This is a genomic window from Thermoprotei archaeon (assembly GCA_038881895.1).
Classification (GTDB): Archaea; Thermoproteota; Thermoprotei; order Gearchaeales; family WAQG01; genus JAVZOV01.
In genome coordinates this window covers 388,390-406,193 of the sequence record JAVZOV010000002.1, presented here as the reverse complement: position 1 = coordinate 406,193, position 17,804 = coordinate 388,390, and the positions used below count along the sequence as shown (strand labels likewise).

Below are 17,804 nucleotides of genomic sequence, written 5' to 3'. Positions count from 1 at the left end.
AATAGAATTAATTATGTGATAACACATATAACTCTAGCGGAGGTTTTCTTTCCGTTAATCCTATTAACATAATTTCGTATACTTTTCCATCTTGAATATCTAGAGTAGTTTCTGTGATTGTACTGTTATCTTTGATGACTTGGAGAACTTTTTTACCTGACTTAATTACAGTTTGAAACACTTTTCCATAGTCAAGATTTTGAGCTAATGAACCATCCTTAAATTTAAACAAGGCAGAATTTATTACAGGAGATGCATTAATAAGCCGTATTATCGCAGAATTTGGTGAGACAGTCTGGTCTTGAAGAACAATAACGTTTATAGAATCTCTCTTCTCTTTACTTCCAGCTAGTCCAATTAAAAATGCCGTCAGTAATGGGATTTCAGGTTCGATTTTAAATTTTATGTAAAAGATTGGGGGACTATTTTTTGGTGCTCCGGAAATTCTGAAATTAATTATACATTCGTTAGGAATATCAATATAATCAGTTATTGATTTATATCTTATTCCTTCAATCATTTTGTTATCGTTCAAATATGCATCGAGACTTGTAGCATCAGATGATGCATGTATAAACCTTAGCTTAACCATTACTAGCACCATATCTTAAAATTTTATGATCTATAAATTTTTTAATAGCTAAATAAAGTTATTCATGAAAAAATTATTGGCACTATTTTTAATCTTTAACTAATGAAAATAATTTTCTAGCTTATGTTACTAAAAGTTAATTTTAGTAAACAAATAAATATTTATAACTATTGGAACGAATATATCGTGATTGAAAATGGACTTAGGATTAAACGGTAAGAAAGTTCTAGTTACTGCAGCATCAAAGGGTTTAGGATATGCGTCTGCGAGAGCTTTTTTAATAAATGGTGGCAGAGTAATAATAAGTTCTTCTAATAGTGAAAATCTCAAAAAAGCTTATGAATCTTTGAAACATTTGGGTGAAGTTTACATGATTAAAGCTGATTTAACAAAGAAAGATGAGATAGATAATTTGTTTGCTGAGGTTAAAAAAATTTTTAACGGACTAGATGTGCTAGTTTATATCACTGGCGGTCCAAGACCTGGCAGATTTATGGATTTAAGTGATGATGATTGGATCCGAGCCTCAGAGCTTCTCTTGCTTAGTGCAGTAAGATGCGCAAAATATGCTGCAGAACTTATGACACAGGGAGGTAGAATAATATTTTCTGCATCGATCGCGATAAAAGAACCTATAGAAGATCTAGTACTAAGTAATGTCATAAGAATCAGCATAGCAGGGTTAGTTCGAACGTTATCAAAAGAATTGGGTAGGAAAAATATTCTGGTGAATTCTGTATTGCCAGGTTTAATACTTACTGATAGAGTAAAAGAGCTGGCAATGAACAGAGCTAAAAAAGAAAATAAAGATGTCAACGATGTGATCAAAGAGATGTCCAAAGATATACCTTTAGGACGTTTAGGCTCCCCTGAAGAATACGCTAATGTTATACTTTTCTTAGCATCCAACTTAGCTACTTATATAAACGGAGCTAGCATACCTATAGATGGTGGTCTCCTCAAAAGCGTTTTTTAACCCCTTTTTATTTTTGTATCCTAAGATATGAATCATTGCCTCTTAACCAATCCTCTCTTGGCGGTGCAAACAAATCAATATCGATAGTATCTTCTTCTGCCCACACTTCATGAGGTACGTTTGACGGTATTACAATAAGCTCATTATCTTTTATTATGTACTCTTTTCCATTTATACTAAATTTTAATTTTCCCTTGATCACGTAAGATATTTGTTCAGATTCATGTTTATGGGATGGAACGTGAAGACCTTTCTTCAAAATAAATTGAACAAACATTATTTTTTCACCTGTAATCATTTTTCTAAATAGTAAGGGATTAAGCTCTTCTTCCTTAATTTCGTTTAATCTTGCAACTTTAATCTCCATAGCTAACACTTAGTAATTACATGCATACAATTATATAAACCTTATAGCTATGATAATCAAATTCTTCAATATTAGTTTTAAATTTCGAAGGATTGAATTTTATCCTCCTGAAGCATTAAAGTGATCTTCGATTTAACAAATGAAATATCAATTCCATTATAAAAATCATCGAATGGTTTAAGTTCATTAAGTGCTCGCCTCATTATGCGAATACTAATGTGAATGTTATTTCGTTGCATGTGTACTAATGATGCAGCTATTAATATTAGTCCATGTAATAAACGTTTTTCATCGCCACTCTTTTTTCTCCATATTCCTTCTAAAAGCTCATGAAATTCCCAGAATCGCTCTGAGTTAAAGAGTTCTTTTGCTTTTTGAAAAACGTTTATATTTTCATCATATAATGATAGATCTCGAATTGATAATATAGGACTAAACTCTTCTATCTTTTTAGCTTTCATGATATTATCACATGTGATGTCGATCTCGATGTGCTTTGAAGCAATTCGTAAATCATTTATTCTGAAAAATTTACTGAACTTTTGTCTTAAATTATTAATCAACATTTCTCTATCAGAAGGTGAAAAATTATCATTCTTGGTTAAGATCAATAATCTTTTATTTCCAAGCAAACTTTTCACCCATATTACTAGGATTATCTAGTTAAAAATTTATAATTGATTATATATTGAAAGGTTTAGAAGTATTCATGAAACGATCATTTAATAAGTTATTGAAGTTTTCGGGATTAATTGCTGTTATCCTTGCATGGATGGTTATAGGTATATCAGTATATTATAATTCATGGTTTAATCTCAATGTAAACGCTTTTAGTGATCTGGGAGGACCCAAAGCTACAAATCCATGGATTTATAATTATGGTTTAATTGTCACAGCAATTTTTGTCATAATGTATTCGCTCTATTTAATCTCAGATTCTTTAAATAAGCTAGAAACTATTGGTGGTAGTTTTATCTTTATTGCAGGAATTTTCCTATCATTAATAGGTATATACCATGCAGGTACAAGACCCCATGTATTTGTTTCTACATGGTTTTTTGTACAAATGGATCTTGCAATTTTAGTTTATGGTCTAGGTCTGATTTTAGAAAAAATAAAGTATTACGGTATTATGTCAATTATGTTAGGCATCATTGGGCCAATCATAGCTGTTATAATAAAATGGCCCTCGGTAGCGATGATAGAGGCATACGGAATATTAATAATAGATATATGGGTAATTTTAATGATTAAAGTACATGATCTATGACTTAAAAGTTATTTTCATGTTAAGAGTTCTAAGTTATGATAGTATAATGAAATTTATCAATATTCTATGCGGTGAGTTTTTCTTTATGATCAATCCAATTTATGTTATTATCTTTAAAAATCATGAGAAAAACATAGGATTAGTAATATTTAAATAATGTTCTGTCTACAGTATCTAATGATTAACATGTTGTATGATCTTGTTATGAAATTAATTCAGGAACATCGTTTATTTGCTTCAGATTTAAAATCTATAGAGGACTCAATTAATACATCTAATATAAACCATATAGCTAGTCTTTTAAATGAATTTAGGAGTAAGTTATCTAATCATATTATCGATGAGGAATCTGTGTTATTTCCAGAAATTGTTAATAAAAATCTTGTTGATCAGGGATTCTTAAGTCATATTATGCAACAACATCTAGATATCTTAGAACATCTTGATAAACTTGAGTTGGTACTAAATTCTAATGATCAGAAGAGCTTCAAAGAAATTATTGCTGATCTTAAAATTATTCTTGAAGAACATCATAAATTAGAAGAAACAAAAGTATTTCCAAATGTCGACCCCTCTCTTTGACACCCTTCTTACTTTCTAAAAAAGTAATTATCTCTGTTAGATCTTCCACTAACTTCTCCATATAACTTCATTGTGTTCTTTGTGAAAAAGCAAAACACTTCTCTCTAAGTTGTTTGTCAGCATATTTCCATCTATACAAGTGCAGATTAACTCCCCTGATTCTGGGAATACTTTTAAGCTTCTCTTGACTCCGCTATGATATTCTCCAACTACCATAAATATTTTCGACAACAATCTTTCCTACTCTTAATCCACGATAGCTAGCTCTAGTGACGCTCAGAATTTCACAAACTCTTACAAACGAAAATATTGCTCCTTATTTCCATTGGGTATTTAAATGTTTTTATTATTTTATTTTATCTAATTTTCTTCCTGGTACCTCAAAGATTGGAGCTGTCTTTAGAATATTATTTGATATTATGTAGAGCATTATTAAATTAAGTAAGATCCCTATCCAGAAAAGATAGAATGTAAACTGTATAAATATTGAGGCTACGCCTAATGTTGAACCAGTTATTGTTGACACTAATATAGCTATTAAAGTTGCAGAAATTGTCACACCACATGCTGGACAAGATAAAGTGGTAGATGTCATCGATGTTACACCTATTACTGTTGTAATTGATGCAGACAGAAGTCGCCAAGTTTTCTTCCTAACCTTAAGTTTGCTTCGCATTTCCTTTGAAAAATATAATATTTCTGAAAATAATAAAGAGGCGAGAACAGATGATAATACAATTGTTATGAAAAGTTCTGGTGTAAAATAAATAACCCAGAATAACGTAGAACTCCCATAATTCGATTCAACCCACATTATTATTGGTGTTTGTATTGGAATCTTTGGTGGTTTTGAAAATAATCCAATATTAATTCGTGGTGTACCACTTAATATCCATTGCAGACCTATTAGTGTTAATATATTAATAATTACCATAAGGACTGATATTATAACAAATAATACTCGATATTTGGCTCTTGAGAAAACAATACCTAATGCTTTTAAAACAGAAATCGCCATTTCGCCTCGCCAAATTTATATGATCTTTATCTAAAATAGTTTTTGCTTTAATGGGGAATTTTACCATCATGCCTCATCAACAATTATGGTACCTTGAACCCATGGATAGAAACCATTACGATATTTATAAATTCCAGGTTTCGTAAAAGTGTAACTCCATTCACCACCCGGTGGTATTGGCCCTGAACTGAAAGAATTATTCATAGAAATTATGCTCTGAGTGAATGGTGATACGTTCTTCCATGTTATAGTGTTATTAACACCTATTATAATTCTAATGATAGCTGGCTGAAAAACCTCGGAACCACATACATAAGGTAATTTAGTGTTTACAATAATCACAGCTCTATTCTCATATGAGTATGCATATGTATTAACATAATAAATAAAGAACAGCATAATTATCGCAATCACTGCTATTATTGTGAGCCTTCTCGCGCGTCTTGAATAAGAATGCTGAAAAACATTAACTATTAATGCTATAAAACTTGCCATGATTCCCATTTCACTAAACAGAACTAAAAAACCCAAGAACTCCATATCTTCTGGGCTCAATGATTTCAGCACATAAGGAAGGCTCTCATATGCTCCATGAGATAACGTGTACAAAATCCAAAAGAGAATCAGTGATACAACAGTTTTACTTGACATAAACCGTGAAAAGAATTCAGTATTTTTGTTCATTAAGAACACCCTGATTATGATTTAGCTAAAATACTTACATAATGGACTACATCATCAGTGCTCCATAATGGAGGAACACCAAAAAGTGCTTCGCGTATCCTGAAGTTCTTATCTATTATATATGTAACTGTAGTGTGATCAACTTCGTACCATCCTTCTTCAGTTGATGTCCTATTAATATTAACATATACATCATAAGAATTCCATACTGATTGCAAATTAGTAAGATTTGAGTATGAACCTGTTGAAAGGCCTGCTGTATTATTAGTAAGAAAATATAAGCTTGATGCATTAAAACGTTCAGAATAATTTTTCATTGCAGTTACATTATCACCATACGGATCTACAGAAACAAACACGAACGCCACCTGATCCTTTAATCCCATTTGTACTAATCTATTATACGCAGCAACAAGATGACTCGTTATTACAGGACAGATGTCTGGACAATGCGTATAGATAAACGTGAGAACAATAACCTTTCCTTTGAAATCTGAAAGATTTATTGTTGAACCATTTTGATCGACAAGTCTAAAATCAGTAACCTCTTTATTATATGGGAAACTCTCAGGGGGCGTTCTATTGTAAATGGTTAAAATGTACACAGACACAATTAAAACAATTATCAACGAAAGAATAATTATGAAAATTTTCCTCATAGCTTATCGTTAAAAGAAACAATATTTAAAAATATAAATATTATACATGAACATATTCCATAATAACTCTCGATACTAGTTTATTTCGTTCTTAGTATTTAATTATCTTCAACAAAATTCTTAGAAAATATTTATAGCATTCTCAGCTTTTATCAAAAAATAATGAGTTTAGCAATGGATATGGATGTTGTAGCTGTGTTGAACCTTCGGATGTGGGAAATGGATTTTTCCGAGAGCCCTCGATGAAAATCGAGAGGAAAAAGCTATGTGCATCCATCAAAGACTACATAACTTAGAACCCTCATTGGCAGTTTTTTGCTGAGCCTTTGCAACAAAGATACAGTGATCAAATGTTTTTATTTCTTAACTTTTTAGTTCATTATAACATATGTTATAAGAAGGAACACTAATTTGTAGTTCATAATATCAAAGGTAATAACATAGAAAGCAAAACTACTAGTAATAATTTTTAACCAAAAATATATATAATAGAATTTAGTATTAAAAATAGGTGTGTATTACATGCTTAATATAAGTTTTGATTGGATTGGTGTTGCTGTTATAGTTTTTAGAGAAAGTCTTGAGGCTGGACTTGTTAGTCTTATTATTCTTACATATCTTGCTAGGATTAATAGACGTGATCTAGATAAGTATGTATATTCAGGAGCAGGTTTAGCAATTTTTCTCTCTGTTGTGTTGGGTAGTCTGATATCTTTTGTATACAGCGAGCTTAGTGATGTTGGTGCTGATTTTTTTGAGGTAATTGCTGGTTTTATTGCTGTTCCTGTGCTTACTTTTATGATAATATGGATGGCTAGGAATGCTAAGAAGGTGCGTGACAAGTTAGAAGGACAGTTACAGGTTTTTATTAGTCGGAATTACTTAATAGGTATAATGATACTTTCGTTAACTACTGTTGCTAGAGAAGGTTTGGAAACTGTTTTATTTTTAATAACGTTCATAGGATCATCTGCTTTCAGTACTATGGTTGGCAGTGTTATTGGGATTCTTTTCGCACTAGGTTTTCTATGGGTTATTAATAAAGGTTTTACAAGGATTAAGCTACAATTTATATTCAAGTATACCAGCTTGCTCATAATTGTCCTTGCTGCAGGTATTTTATTTAAGACTGTGAATGAAATGGTCAATTTATTAGCTGATAATGGCATATCGTTAGGCGTTTTAGGACATTTAGCTTATTATTTAGATATACCTGAGGGAAGCATTCTCTCTGATAAAGGATTGATAGGTGGAATTTTTAGTGCTTTTACTGGATATATGGTCTACAGTACATGGATCGGCATTATAGTTTATATAATATATTGGACCGTAGCAAGCATCTTATTTTATAAAACGTATGTTCGTTAATTTACATGACAAATAATTTAATTTTATAGAAATAATAATTCTTTTAATATAAATCTCATTTAGTATTTTATTCTATGTAGTTGTAAAAAGCATCAACATTCTTCTCAATCATGAAAGCAAAGTTTTCAGTTGTACTCCTCGAAACTTTAGAGAATATTGTTCTCCGGGATGGAGAAAGTGTCAGGATAAAATTTTAATTTGCCAAAATAAATAAATTATTTGGATGATTATCATGTCTGAGAAGGAAGAAGTTAGAGATCTAGAGAGAGCTGAAGAGTATGAACTAATGTACTCGAGAGGAGCATTAAGAGGAGGGAACAAGTTTGAACTTAGTACAGGTTTGATCATAGCTGCTAGATTTGCTGATAAACTTAGAAGAGTTGCTATAGTTGCTCTTAGTAAAATGGTGCCCAAGGATGTTATAATAAGGGATGTTTCAGAGCTCAACATGAAACTTCATAACGAAATAGTGGAAAAAAGAAAAATAGGAAAACTGGATATAATTAAAATCACTGTCAATGGTTATTATGATCAGGGATCGAATAAAATAATATGGGAGGATTATAAGATATTGAGATATGTTAGTGAGGATGAATACAACAAATTACTGAGAGAGAATGAAGTTCTGAAAATAGAAAATACACAACTTAAGGATAAAATAGAGGAGATTAAGAAGATACTCGGCTAATTAAAATATCACTTTTTCTTTTTAAATGAATTTGATCGTTGCAAAGTAAACTAAAAACTATAATTATTTAATTATTTTATTTACTACTTGTGATTAAAGAATCTAACATTGTTAGTAGAGTACTTTAGATGTTATATGATTAGAGCAGCGCCGTTGTCAGCAGTTTCGAGACGGACAGGTTTAAATAGAGGTTGATTGCTTTATCCTTAACGATGTCTGGAGATTACGAAGAACTGCTTAGACCTAAAGATGTTGCAAAGATATTCAACATCTCAGTTAAAACGCTTTGGGAGTGGCAAAGGAAAGGCATTATTAGGGCTGTTAGGCTCCCAACTGGTAAGCTGAGATATCCAAAGAGCGAGGTTGAAAGATTATGGAAGCAGTTAAGAGCTACAGAATTCCAGTAGAGGCTCCGAAGGATTTATCGAAGAATACTTCAAAGTTAAGCAGAAGGCTTTGGAGCACATTTTCGCTCATGTAAGGTTTTCCAATAAAGTCCATCTAAGCATCAGTAGAGAAGATAGGAAGAAGCTTAGAGATGAACTGCTGAAAGACTGGAGGTTTTCAAAGCATTACGTTGACTCAGCAATAAACTCCGTTATCGGATTGGTTAAGGGCTGGATAACACTATATAATAGGGGGAAAGCTGAAGGTAAGCCTGAGATAACTAAGAGGACAGTCTACATTAAGAGCACGCTCTTCAGCTTCAGAAACGGTATACTGAGGGTAAGCATTGAACCGAATAAGCGGTATCTTGAGGTCGACTTAAGTAAGTGTTCGTGGATTCCAAGAGACTTTGATAAAGTCGGTGGACTACTTATGACTGAAAGTGAGCTTATAGTAACGGTTAAGAAGAGGGTTGAGCCGAAGGCGGAAAAATGGGCTTCCTTCGATGTTAACTTAACGAACATAACGGCGTTCATAGGTGGCGAGATTAAGTGCTATGACTTAAGAGAGCTCTACCATATTCACAGAACCTATGAAACTAAGCGGCAGAGGATACAAAAGTTATCTAAGATTAAGCCCAATACATCAAAGATGCTCCTCAAGAAGTACTCTAAGCGTGAGAAGAATAGAGCCAAGGACTTCATGCACAAGTTAACCACGCAGGTTGCGGGGGAGCTCAAGGAGAAGAACTGCGGAGCAATACTTGAAAACCTGAAAGGTGTAAAGGGGCGAATCCTCAACGGCTCAAGAAAAAATAATAGAAAGCTCTCAAAGTGGAACGCAAGAGCGTTTCAGTTTATGCTTGAATACAAGCTTAAATGGCTTGATTTACCAGTGAAATACGTTAACCCAGCCAACTCATCTAAAACCTGCCCAGCCTGCTCAGGAAGCATGGCTTCCTATCTGGGCAGGATAATGAAGTGCGAAGAATGCGGGTTAACAATGGATAGGGATATTGTAGCGGTGTTGAACCTTCAGATGCGGGGAGAAGGGTTCACCCCGAGAGCCCCCAATGAGCTAATCAAGGGGGAAGAGTTAAGTAGGAATGAAAATAACAATTCACCATGTATTCCTACTCAACTCAGAACCCAAAATATTATATCTAAAAACATACATAAGCTTATTGAAAATCTCTCACAAAACTAAAGGGTTTCTTATCGAATATTCATGTAAAATTTATATTAAAATACCATAAAGTGTAAGACAAGAAATATATTACTCGTTGAAATTTACGTATTGTGTTCAGCAATGAATTCAAAGTATCAAGATGTAAAAATGTGGATAACAAAAAGTGGTAAGATACTTATAGTTAGATTTACTTCAGATAAAAGTGAAGCTCAGTTGTCAGTATTAAGTCCACCTGATGGTTTAGAGATGTTAGCAGAGTTATCAACAAAGTGGGCGTCAGAAAATACTAAAGGTAATAAAGCTACAGCAGCACTTTATCACATGCTCTTTTTAGCTATACGAGCAAAAAAATTAAGCTGGCGTGACTTGCTTACTGAACGAGTTTCTGTATGGACATCTAGAACAGGGTCTGTGAGTCCGCTTAGTGTAAAAACGCTTGCATATAGGGGAGGACGTGGTGTAAAAGCATACACAACAATGAACATGCTGAGGCATCATAAGAATTCAACTCAGTCTCACACTAAAAACGATGCGTTATTAAAATAATTATAGATTATACATTAAACATTTGATTATTTTGAAAAGATTTTAATAAAATATACAAGAATTATTATTTCATTGGAATTATTTATCTTATTATTTGTTAAATTTTAAAGAAAAATTTTATTTTTAGGTTATCATTGAATATTTAACGGTGACCTAAAATGTCTGAAGCAGCTAAACCAGAAGAAAAGAAAGAAGAGAAAAAAGGGAAAAAGAAGAAAGGTAAGTAGGTCATCAGAAGTTAATTTTCTCATACGATAAGTTGTATTCGTTTATTTTTTCGACTTAAAATTTTTATATTATTATCAACATATGTTCATGAAATTATTGTTAACACATAACTAAAGATTGTGTAGCAAAATTTTATTCCAACAGTGACTTATGCATAAGCTAATACTTATACATTGGAATCTTTCTAATCAATATGATATGAATAAGACTATGATTATTGCCATAACTAGTGTCATGACTGCTTTAGTAGCAGTAACTACCATGGCCATAAGTGTCTATATAGCACCTACACGTGGGTATTTTAATATAGGAGAAGCTGCAGTTTATCTTACTGCATTACTTTTTGGTCCATATGTTGGGGCATTTGCGGGTGGTGTTGGTTCTGCCATATCAGATATAACCTTAGGTTATTTTCAGTATGCACCTGGGACATTGGTAATTAAAGGTTTAGAAGGCTTTATTACAGGCTATCTGACACATAAATTTTCGAAGAAAATAGCTAAAAAATCATGGAGAGCTGGATTAGTAGGAATTTTATCAATAATTTTAGTTATCGCAATGGTAGTACTCTTTATGTATTATCAGGGTATTGCAGAGTTTACAATAGGGAGTTTCGTCTTTACTTTATTAATACCAGGAATTTTGTGGATAATTTTAGTAATTTTTGCATTAATAGGTATTATAGCAAGTACACTAAAGCTTGATCCTGAACTAGGTTGGATAGCATTCTCAGTAATAATTGGTGGCATAGAAATGGTGACTGGATACTTTTTGTATGAACTAATCATAGTTGGAGCCGAAGCCTATGCAGAGATACCATTTAACATAGGACAGATGACCATAGGACTTTTAATAAGCTTACCAATATATAGATCGTTAAGAAAGAGATTAGTATTGTAGTACAATTTCTAAATTAAGTTATCACAAAATTTGATATTATTAATCTCTTTTTTGCTCTGAAGAGTTCTTCAGCAGTTTTCGAACGATTAGCTTTAATATTATATATCTTTTCACCTATGTATAATGCTTATAACAACAAAGCAGAGATGTTATGATGAAGTCTGTGTTCTTAAGAAATGCGCTACTTCATCAAATTTAGGAAATGATAACCTTGGCTCAGGTTTTGTTATTGATAATGCTGCAACTGCGTTACCAATTTTTAGCGCATCTTCTATTTTCATATTAAATAAAAATGCTTTCAGAAATCCTGCATCAAATGCATCACCTGCACCGGTTGTATTAATAACTTTGACCTTAAATGCAGGAACTCTTATCTTCTTATTCTTAGTTACAGCCAGTGATCCTTCCGAGCCTAATTTCACAACTACTATAGAAGGCCCATAGTTGATTAATTCATAAACACCATTCAAAATATCTTGTATTCCTGTTAATTGTATGATCTCTAGGCGGTTAACAAATAGTATATCAGTATTACTAAGCACTGTTTTACATTTTATAATACCCATTGAAGATATCACACTTCCTGGGTCAAAAGATACAGTTAAGCCTTCGTGCTTTGCTATAGATGAAATATATTCAGATAGGTCTAATTTTGTTCCGCTTAGATGAACTAATTTTGCCGATTTAATATATCTCACGTCTATATCATCTTTACTCAGCATTAGGTTCGCACCTCTATATGCAATCATTCTTCTCTCTCCATGTTCATCTATGAATATTGTAACTATGCCCGTGGGGAAATTTTTAATAACTTTGATGTGAGATATATCAATATTTTCATTTTTTAGATTATTCATTATCAATTGTCCAAAGGCATCATCACCAAGAGATGCTATAAGACCTGTTGCAACCCCAAGGCGCGAAATTGCTACTGCAAAATTAGATGCTGAACCTCCAGGTACAATTCTAAAATCTTTGCCTAGAACTTCCTCATCTGGTTTAGGAAAATATGTTATCGTAAACATAAGATCAATATTAGCATTTCCAACTGCAATCACATCGACCATGTTATCTCATATTATTTATAAACGTTGAGAATATAACACTATTTTGTTAACAAAAATGAAAGCTTTTAGCTGATCTTCTTTCCCTATAGAAAACGTTTGTTGTTTCGGTTAAATTTGTTAATAAAGAAATTATTAACCATACACATCATGATCAATGCTTATATGCTGGATAATTCTTGATAGGTTTTATTATTTCTTTTTTTATAAAGCGCCGGGGGCGGGATTCGAACCCGCGAGTCCGTTAAACGGACACAGGCTCTCAAGGCCTGCGCCTTGATCCACTCGGCCCTCGGGGTCTTTTTTACAACCCCGGCTAGGAGCCCCGGCATGATAAAGAAATTTAATTTTATTTAAAAACTTTATCTATTAAGAAGTTAAAAGTTTGATTTCGATCTTTACAGTATCAGGTACTTTGATTCTCATTATCTGTCTCATTAATCGATCGCTTGCAACTACATCAATTAGTCTTGAGTGAATGCGCATTTCCCATTTATCGAACGTATGTGTTCCTTCACCGCACGGTGTTTTTCTAGTGACAACTCTTAATCGTTTCGTTGGCAATGGGATTGGTCCTGCAATTTTAGAGCCCTGTTTTTCCGCAATATCTTTTATTTCTGCTACAACTTGTTCTAGCTCTGTTAAATTTAAACTTGAAAGCTTTATACGCGCTACTTGAGGCATTATGGTCGCCTTGTAGGTTTTACTTAATCTTAATTTCTAATGGCTTAATATCTAATATTACACCGGCTGCTATAGTTCTGCCCATATCTCTAATAGCGAATCTGCCTAATGGTGGGAAGTTCTGATATATTTCGATTGGTGTTGGTCTTAATGGTTTTAATCTTACAATTGCTGCATCACCCTGTTTCAGGAACTTAGGATTGTTTTCAATTGTTTGTCCTGTTCTAGGATCAAGTTTCTTTGATAGTTCAACGAATTGTGTAGCAACAGTTGCTGTATGAACGTGCATGACTGGAGTATAGCCTACCGCTATGGATGTTGGGTGATAGAGGACGAAGATTCTTGCTGTGAATTCTTGTGCAACAGTTGGTGGAGAGCTTTCAGGACCTATAACGTCTCCTCTCTTTACATCGTTTTTCTCAACACCTTTTACGTTAAAACCAATGTTGTCACCAGGTACTGCCTGATCGAGTCTTTTATGGTGCATTTCTATTGACTTTATTTCAGCCTTTTTTCCTGCAGGCATGAACACTACCATATCACCAGGTTTCATAATACCAGTTTCAACCCTACCTACAGGTACCAGACCGACACCAGAAATGCTGTAAACCGCTTCTACTGGTAATCTTAATGGTTTGTCAATAAGTCTTGGTGGTTGAGAGAATTCGTCTAAAGCTTCTATCAAAGTTGGTCCATCATACCATGATGTATTTTTACTGCGTTCTAACAAGTTATCACCATACCATGCGGAGGTTGGAATAAAGCGTATTGTATCAGTTTTATATCCAAGCATTTTTAGCATTTTTTCTAACCCGCTTTTTACTTCCTCGTATCGCTGTTTACTCCACTGGACTGTTTCATCATCCATTTTGTTCACAGTAACTACTAATTGGTTAACACCCATAGTTTTTAAAAGGAATGCATGTTCTCGTGTTTGGCCTGTGACGCCTGTACCTGCTTCATATTCACCTCTTTTAGCTGAGACAACTAATATAGCTGCATCAGCTTGTGATGCTCCTGTTACCATGTTTTTTACGAAGTCCCTATGACCTGGAGCATCTATAATAGTCCAATAGTATTTTTTCGTTTCAAATTCTAAGAATGAAAGGTTTACTGTCATGTCTCTCTCTCGTTCTTCTTTGTAGGTATCAAGAATCCAAGCATATTTTGCAAACTCTTTGCCTTTCTTTTTAGCTTCCTCTTCTATTTCTTTCATCTTGCGCTCGTCAACGATTCCTAGTAGAGTAAGTATGTGTCCTACCGTAGTTGATTTACCGTGATCTACGTGTCCTGCCACTATCAGGTTCATGTGTGGTTTTTTAGATGACATCACATACCACCTGTCTCTATCTCACATTGATATAAACGAATATATAAGGTTAAAGCTCATTTTAATGTTATTACCTGTTAAGCTTACTAACAACATAATACTAGAACTAAGATAGGGTTTCTGGGCGAATTTCTTACGCAAAATTTTATAGTGAATATCTTTTTGGTTTTTATGAGGGATCAAAAATGATAACTTTATCTATCACTAAGTTTTTCATGTATTGGTATGAATCATCTATCTTATGGTGATTATGTATGAGGCATGAGATTTTAGATTCTTCTGAAAAAATTGTTTATCTTCTTGGTAATGAAGCAATTGCTAGAGGAGCTCTTGAAGCAGGAGTTGATCTTGCTTCTGGTTATCCAGGCACTCCTTCTACTGAAGTTTTAGAGACTTTAATTAATGTTGCTGACAAAGTTGGAATAAAAGCTGGATGGGCAGTGAATGAGAAGGTTGCTTATGAAAATGGTATCGCTGCATCACTTTCAGGACTTAGGGCATTAGTTACAATGAAGCACGTAGGTTTAAATGTTGCAGCTGATTCCTTCGTGAGTTCCGCTTACACTGGTGTAATTGGCGGTCTTGTTGTAGTGGTTGCTGATGATCCTAGTATGTATTCATCTCAGAATGAACAGGATACTAGATTTTATGGCCAACTTGCGCACGTTCCAGTTATTGAACCTAGTAACGCTCAAGAGTGCAAAGATTTTGTAAAGGTTGCTTTTGACATTTCAGAAAAAGTTGAGTTGCCAGTCATATTAAGAACTACTACTCGTGTTAGTCATTCTCGTGGAGTTGTTAAACTTGGAAAAGTTATAAAGATGGATAGAAAACCATTGTTTAGTAAGAATCCTGGACGTTTCCAACTTTTACCTTCTATCGCTAAGAAGAATAAGATACTCCTTTTAGAACGTTTTAATAAATTGAACAATTTGATTGAGGAGGTCAAGTTAGAAAAAAGAATCGAAAGTGGTTCAAGATTAGGAATAATAACTGCTGGAGCTGCATATTCAAATGTTGTTGAGGCTGTAGACACTTTAGATTTATGGGATGCAGTGAGTATTCTAAAGTTAGCTTTCACTTATCCAATACCAAAAAAAGTTGTTAGTGATTTTATTAGATCTGTTAATGAAATATTAGTTGTTGAGGAGTTAGATCCAATAATTGAAAATAGCGTAAAAAGTATCATGGTAGATGAGAATTTGGTAAAACGAATACACGGAAAGGATTTAATTCCAGAGTTCTATGAGCTGAGCCCAAGACATGTAATAATTGCTCTTTCCAAATTAACTGGTGTTAAAGTTTCTAGGGATTATTCATTTTACGATAACATTAATAACGAGTTAACAAAATTTTTACCACCTAGACCTCCAGCTTTTTGTGCCGGTTGTCCGCACAGATCTACGTTGTACTCATTGCAAAGAGCATTAGCTATTATGCGAGTCAGTTACATTTACAGTAATGATATTGGATGTTATAGTTTATCTGTAAATCCACCGTTTGGATTTGGTGACGTTCTTTATTCTATGGGGGCTGGCGTTGGTGTTGGACAGGGATTAGCATTCTTACAAGATCAGTTTATCGTTGCAGCTGTAGGCGACTCTACATTTTATCATGCCGCCATACCTGCTTTAATTAATGCGGTTCATAATCGTACACCTTTGTTAATTCTTGTTATGGATAATGGTGTTACTGCTATGACAGGTCAACAGAGTCATCCGGGCACTGGCGTACTTCTCGGTACAGGAGGAATACCAATTGAGAATATAGTACAATCATTGGGCATTGAATATGTGAAAGTTATTAATTCTTTTAATATAAAGGATGGTATAGACATTATTAAGAATGCAATAAAATATGTTCTTGAAAATAAGAGACCTGCTGTTGTGATTTCACGTGGATTATGTGCTCTTGAGGAAATAAATCTTCATAGAGTCCGTGGAGAAAAAATGAAACTTTATACTGTTGATAATTTGAAGTGCACTGGATGTAAAGTCTGTACGGATTATTTCACATGTCCTGCTATTAGCCTTTCAGGGAACAAAGCATTCATAGATCCATTGTTATGCACTGGATGCGGTTCATGTGCTCAGATATGCCCATACAGAGCTATAATGGAGGTAAAATAGTATGAATAAAATTTTAACATTAATAATAACGGGTGTAGGTGGACAAGGTATATTAACATTATCAGAAATCATAGGGCGTGCACTAATGAAAAAGGGATTCAACGTGAAGAGTACAGAGATTCATGGATTGGCTCAAAGAGGAGGTTCTGTAATTTCGCACCTAAAAGCTGGTTTTACAGAATTTTCACCAATAGCAGATGATGGGAGTGCTGATGTTGTTATAGGTTTGGAGGCCCTAGAAACTTTAAGAACTGCAAGATATATGAATCCTAAGACAATAGTCCTTGTGAATGATAATATTATCAAACCTGTTCTTCCAAAGATAAACATTCCAGATAAAGAGGAAATATACGTTAGAATTAAAAAAATCACAAAGAATATAATAAAAATCGATGCTGATAGTATAGCTAGAAAGCTAAATGCTATTCAAGTAATTAATACTGTGATGCTGGGTGCATTAGCAGGTACAGAAGTACTTCCACTTTCGTCAAACGAATTGCTTAATGCCATCAAAGAACGGATAGCTCCGAAGTTCTATCTTGTAAACGAGCTAGCATTCAATGAAGGCTATGAAATTTCTAAACAAGTTATATCGGAAATCGGGTTGCACCTTAAAGAAAAGATCTCATAGAAATCTAAAATTAAATCTGTCATCCTCTCCACCTTAAAGGGAGTTCTTCTTTGCTTAGAGCGAAAAAGAGATGAGCTGGACCAGAATATAGGAGAAACAATACAAGAGCTCTACGGATCAGGGAAGATCAGTACTGCATTGTTATTAAAAGCCTCTTTCAGCGGTTTCAAAATAGATATTTAAATATTGGTGGGTATAGGAGAATATGATGTCCGAAAAGCTCTATACAATCAAGGAGGCAAAGAAGCTTCTTGGAGTCACCACCTGGACCGTTCAGCAATGGGATAAACAAGGTAAAATAAGGCGTGTTAGGACTGTTGGACAGATAGTATAATGGCTTAGGTTAAAATTCCGTAACTACATTAACTTAGTATTCCTAGCATGGTTTAACTATTAAAAATGAAACTTAAACGTTTCTGTATTAGCTAAACACATTCATGACTCAGAATTGTATTAGTTTTTGTAAGTTTTACATAATAAAAATTCTATACATAAAAAGATTCGCATGAACAA

General features: G+C 33.6%; 21 protein-coding genes and 1 tRNA gene. 12 read left to right on the top strand and 10 right to left on the bottom strand.

The annotated features are described in order from the left end of the window. Positions 1 to 7 precede the first annotated feature (7 nt). Positions 8 to 592, bottom strand: a complete 585-nt coding sequence (locus QW128_05245) for a DUF4397 domain-containing protein (protein MEM3832986.1) — start codon at positions 590 to 592, stop codon at positions 8 to 10. 196 nt (positions 593 to 788) lie between these two features. Between QW128_05245 and QW128_05240 the strand changes: the two genes are divergently transcribed. After that, positions 789 to 1,568 (top strand): SDR family oxidoreductase, encoded by a 780-nt coding sequence (locus QW128_05240; GenBank protein MEM3832985.1) that lies wholly within the window; start codon positions 789 to 791, stop codon positions 1,566 to 1,568. Between the two features lie 7 nt (positions 1,569 to 1,575). On the opposite strand, the gene QW128_05235 is transcribed toward QW128_05240, so the two are convergent. Together QW128_05235 and QW128_05230 are read right to left on the bottom strand one after the other, a co-directional pair. Continuing rightward, entirely contained in the window at positions 1,576 to 1,935 is a 360-nt protein-coding gene (locus QW128_05235) for a cupin domain-containing protein (protein MEM3832984.1), read from the bottom strand. 77 nt (positions 1,936 to 2,012) lie between these two features. Then, a complete protein-coding gene (locus QW128_05230) occupies positions 2,013 to 2,567 on the bottom strand; it encodes a DUF309 domain-containing protein (protein ID MEM3832983.1) in 555 nt (184 codons plus the stop codon). 77 nt (positions 2,568 to 2,644) lie between these two features. Here QW128_05230 and QW128_05225 point away from each other — a divergent pair, with 77 nt between their 5' ends. Together QW128_05225 and QW128_05220 are read left to right on the top strand one after the other, a co-directional pair. After that, positions 2,645 to 3,205 carry a DUF998 domain-containing protein gene (locus QW128_05225; GenBank protein MEM3832982.1) on the top strand — a complete coding sequence of 187 codons (561 nt, stop codon included), beginning with the start codon at positions 2,645 to 2,647 and terminating at the stop codon, positions 3,203 to 3,205. A 177-nt stretch (positions 3,206 to 3,382) separates the two neighbouring features. Beyond that, positions 3,383 to 3,787, top strand: coding sequence for a hemerythrin domain-containing protein (locus QW128_05220; protein ID MEM3832981.1), 405 nt, complete (start codon positions 3,383 to 3,385; stop codon positions 3,785 to 3,787). A 346-nt stretch (positions 3,788 to 4,133) separates the two neighbouring features. Here the strand turns inward: QW128_05220 and QW128_05215 are convergent, their stop codons facing one another. The 3 genes from QW128_05215 to QW128_05205 all read right to left on the bottom strand — a co-directional run bounded on the left by QW128_05215 (position 4,134) and on the right by QW128_05205 (position 6,148). Further along, positions 4,134 to 4,805 (bottom strand): hypothetical protein, encoded by a 672-nt coding sequence (locus QW128_05215; GenBank protein ID MEM3832980.1) that lies wholly within the window; start codon positions 4,803 to 4,805, stop codon positions 4,134 to 4,136. Between the two features lie 66 nt (positions 4,806 to 4,871). Further along, on the bottom strand, positions 4,872 to 5,489 hold the full coding sequence (locus tag QW128_05210; protein ID MEM3832979.1) for a hypothetical protein: 618 nt from the start codon (positions 5,487 to 5,489) through the stop codon (positions 4,872 to 4,874). Positions 5,490 to 5,503: 14 nt separating this feature from the next. Beyond that, a complete protein-coding gene (locus QW128_05205) occupies positions 5,504 to 6,148 on the bottom strand; it encodes an SCO family protein (GenBank protein ID MEM3832978.1) in 645 nt (214 codons plus the stop codon). Between the two features lie 522 nt (positions 6,149 to 6,670). Between QW128_05205 and QW128_05200 the strand changes: the two genes are divergently transcribed. The 6 genes from QW128_05200 to QW128_05175 all read left to right on the top strand — a co-directional run bounded on the left by QW128_05200 (position 6,671) and on the right by QW128_05175 (position 11,453). Further along, positions 6,671 to 7,516 (top strand): FTR1 family protein, encoded by an 846-nt coding sequence (locus QW128_05200; protein MEM3832977.1) that lies wholly within the window; start codon positions 6,671 to 6,673, stop codon positions 7,514 to 7,516. 232 nt (positions 7,517 to 7,748) lie between these two features. Further along, positions 7,749 to 8,204, top strand: coding sequence for a DUF2258 domain-containing protein (locus tag QW128_05195; protein ID MEM3832976.1), 456 nt, complete (start codon positions 7,749 to 7,751; stop codon positions 8,202 to 8,204). A gap of 212 nt (positions 8,205 to 8,416) precedes the next feature. Beyond that, the gene (locus QW128_05190) at positions 8,417 to 8,611 is read left to right on the top strand and encodes a helix-turn-helix domain-containing protein (protein ID MEM3832975.1); all 195 of its coding nucleotides are present in this window, start codon (positions 8,417 to 8,419) and stop codon (positions 8,609 to 8,611) included. 49 nt (positions 8,612 to 8,660) lie between these two features. Further along, entirely contained in the window at positions 8,661 to 9,797 is a 1,137-nt protein-coding gene (locus QW128_05185; protein ID MEM3832974.1) for a transposase, read from the top strand. Between the two features lie 102 nt (positions 9,798 to 9,899). Next, positions 9,900 to 10,325 (top strand): hypothetical protein, encoded by a 426-nt coding sequence (locus QW128_05180; GenBank protein MEM3832973.1) that lies wholly within the window; start codon positions 9,900 to 9,902, stop codon positions 10,323 to 10,325. A 426-nt stretch (positions 10,326 to 10,751) separates the two neighbouring features. Next, complete coding sequence (locus tag QW128_05175; GenBank protein ID MEM3832972.1) at positions 10,752 to 11,453, top strand: ECF transporter S component; 702 nt, start codon at positions 10,752 to 10,754, stop codon at positions 11,451 to 11,453. Between the two features lie 149 nt (positions 11,454 to 11,602). On the opposite strand, the gene QW128_05170 is transcribed toward QW128_05175, so the two are convergent. The 4 genes from QW128_05170 to tuf form a co-directional block, all read right to left on the bottom strand. Further along, positions 11,603 to 12,520: a carbohydrate kinase family protein gene (locus tag QW128_05170; protein ID MEM3832971.1), complete on the bottom strand. Its 918-nt coding sequence runs from the start codon at positions 12,518 to 12,520 to the stop codon at positions 11,603 to 11,605. A 209-nt stretch (positions 12,521 to 12,729) separates the two neighbouring features. Next, positions 12,730 to 12,834, bottom strand: a tRNA-Ser gene (locus tag QW128_05165). Between the two features lie 52 nt (positions 12,835 to 12,886). Then, on the bottom strand, positions 12,887 to 13,201 hold the full coding sequence (rpsJ, locus tag QW128_05160) for a 30S ribosomal protein S10 (GenBank protein ID MEM3832970.1): 315 nt from the start codon (positions 13,199 to 13,201) through the stop codon (positions 12,887 to 12,889). Between the two features lie 19 nt (positions 13,202 to 13,220). Continuing rightward, a complete protein-coding gene (gene tuf / locus QW128_05155) occupies positions 13,221 to 14,531 on the bottom strand; it encodes a translation elongation factor EF-1 subunit alpha (GenBank protein MEM3832969.1) in 1,311 nt (436 codons plus the stop codon). Positions 14,532 to 14,785: 254 nt separating this feature from the next. On the opposite strand from tuf, the gene iorA reads away from it, so the two are divergent. From iorA to QW128_05140, 3 genes are all read left to right on the top strand, one after another. Next, the gene (iorA, locus tag QW128_05150) at positions 14,786 to 16,660 is read left to right on the top strand and encodes an indolepyruvate ferredoxin oxidoreductase subunit alpha (protein ID MEM3832968.1); all 1,875 of its coding nucleotides are present in this window, start codon (positions 14,786 to 14,788) and stop codon (positions 16,658 to 16,660) included. A gap of 1 nt (position 16,661) precedes the next feature. Further along, a complete protein-coding gene (locus QW128_05145; protein MEM3832967.1) occupies positions 16,662 to 17,291 on the top strand; it encodes an indolepyruvate oxidoreductase subunit beta in 630 nt (209 codons plus the stop codon). A gap of 208 nt (positions 17,292 to 17,499) precedes the next feature. Beyond that, complete coding sequence (locus QW128_05140; protein ID MEM3832966.1) at positions 17,500 to 17,625, top strand: MerR family DNA-binding transcriptional regulator; 126 nt, start codon at positions 17,500 to 17,502, stop codon at positions 17,623 to 17,625. Positions 17,626 to 17,804 lie beyond the last annotated feature (179 nt).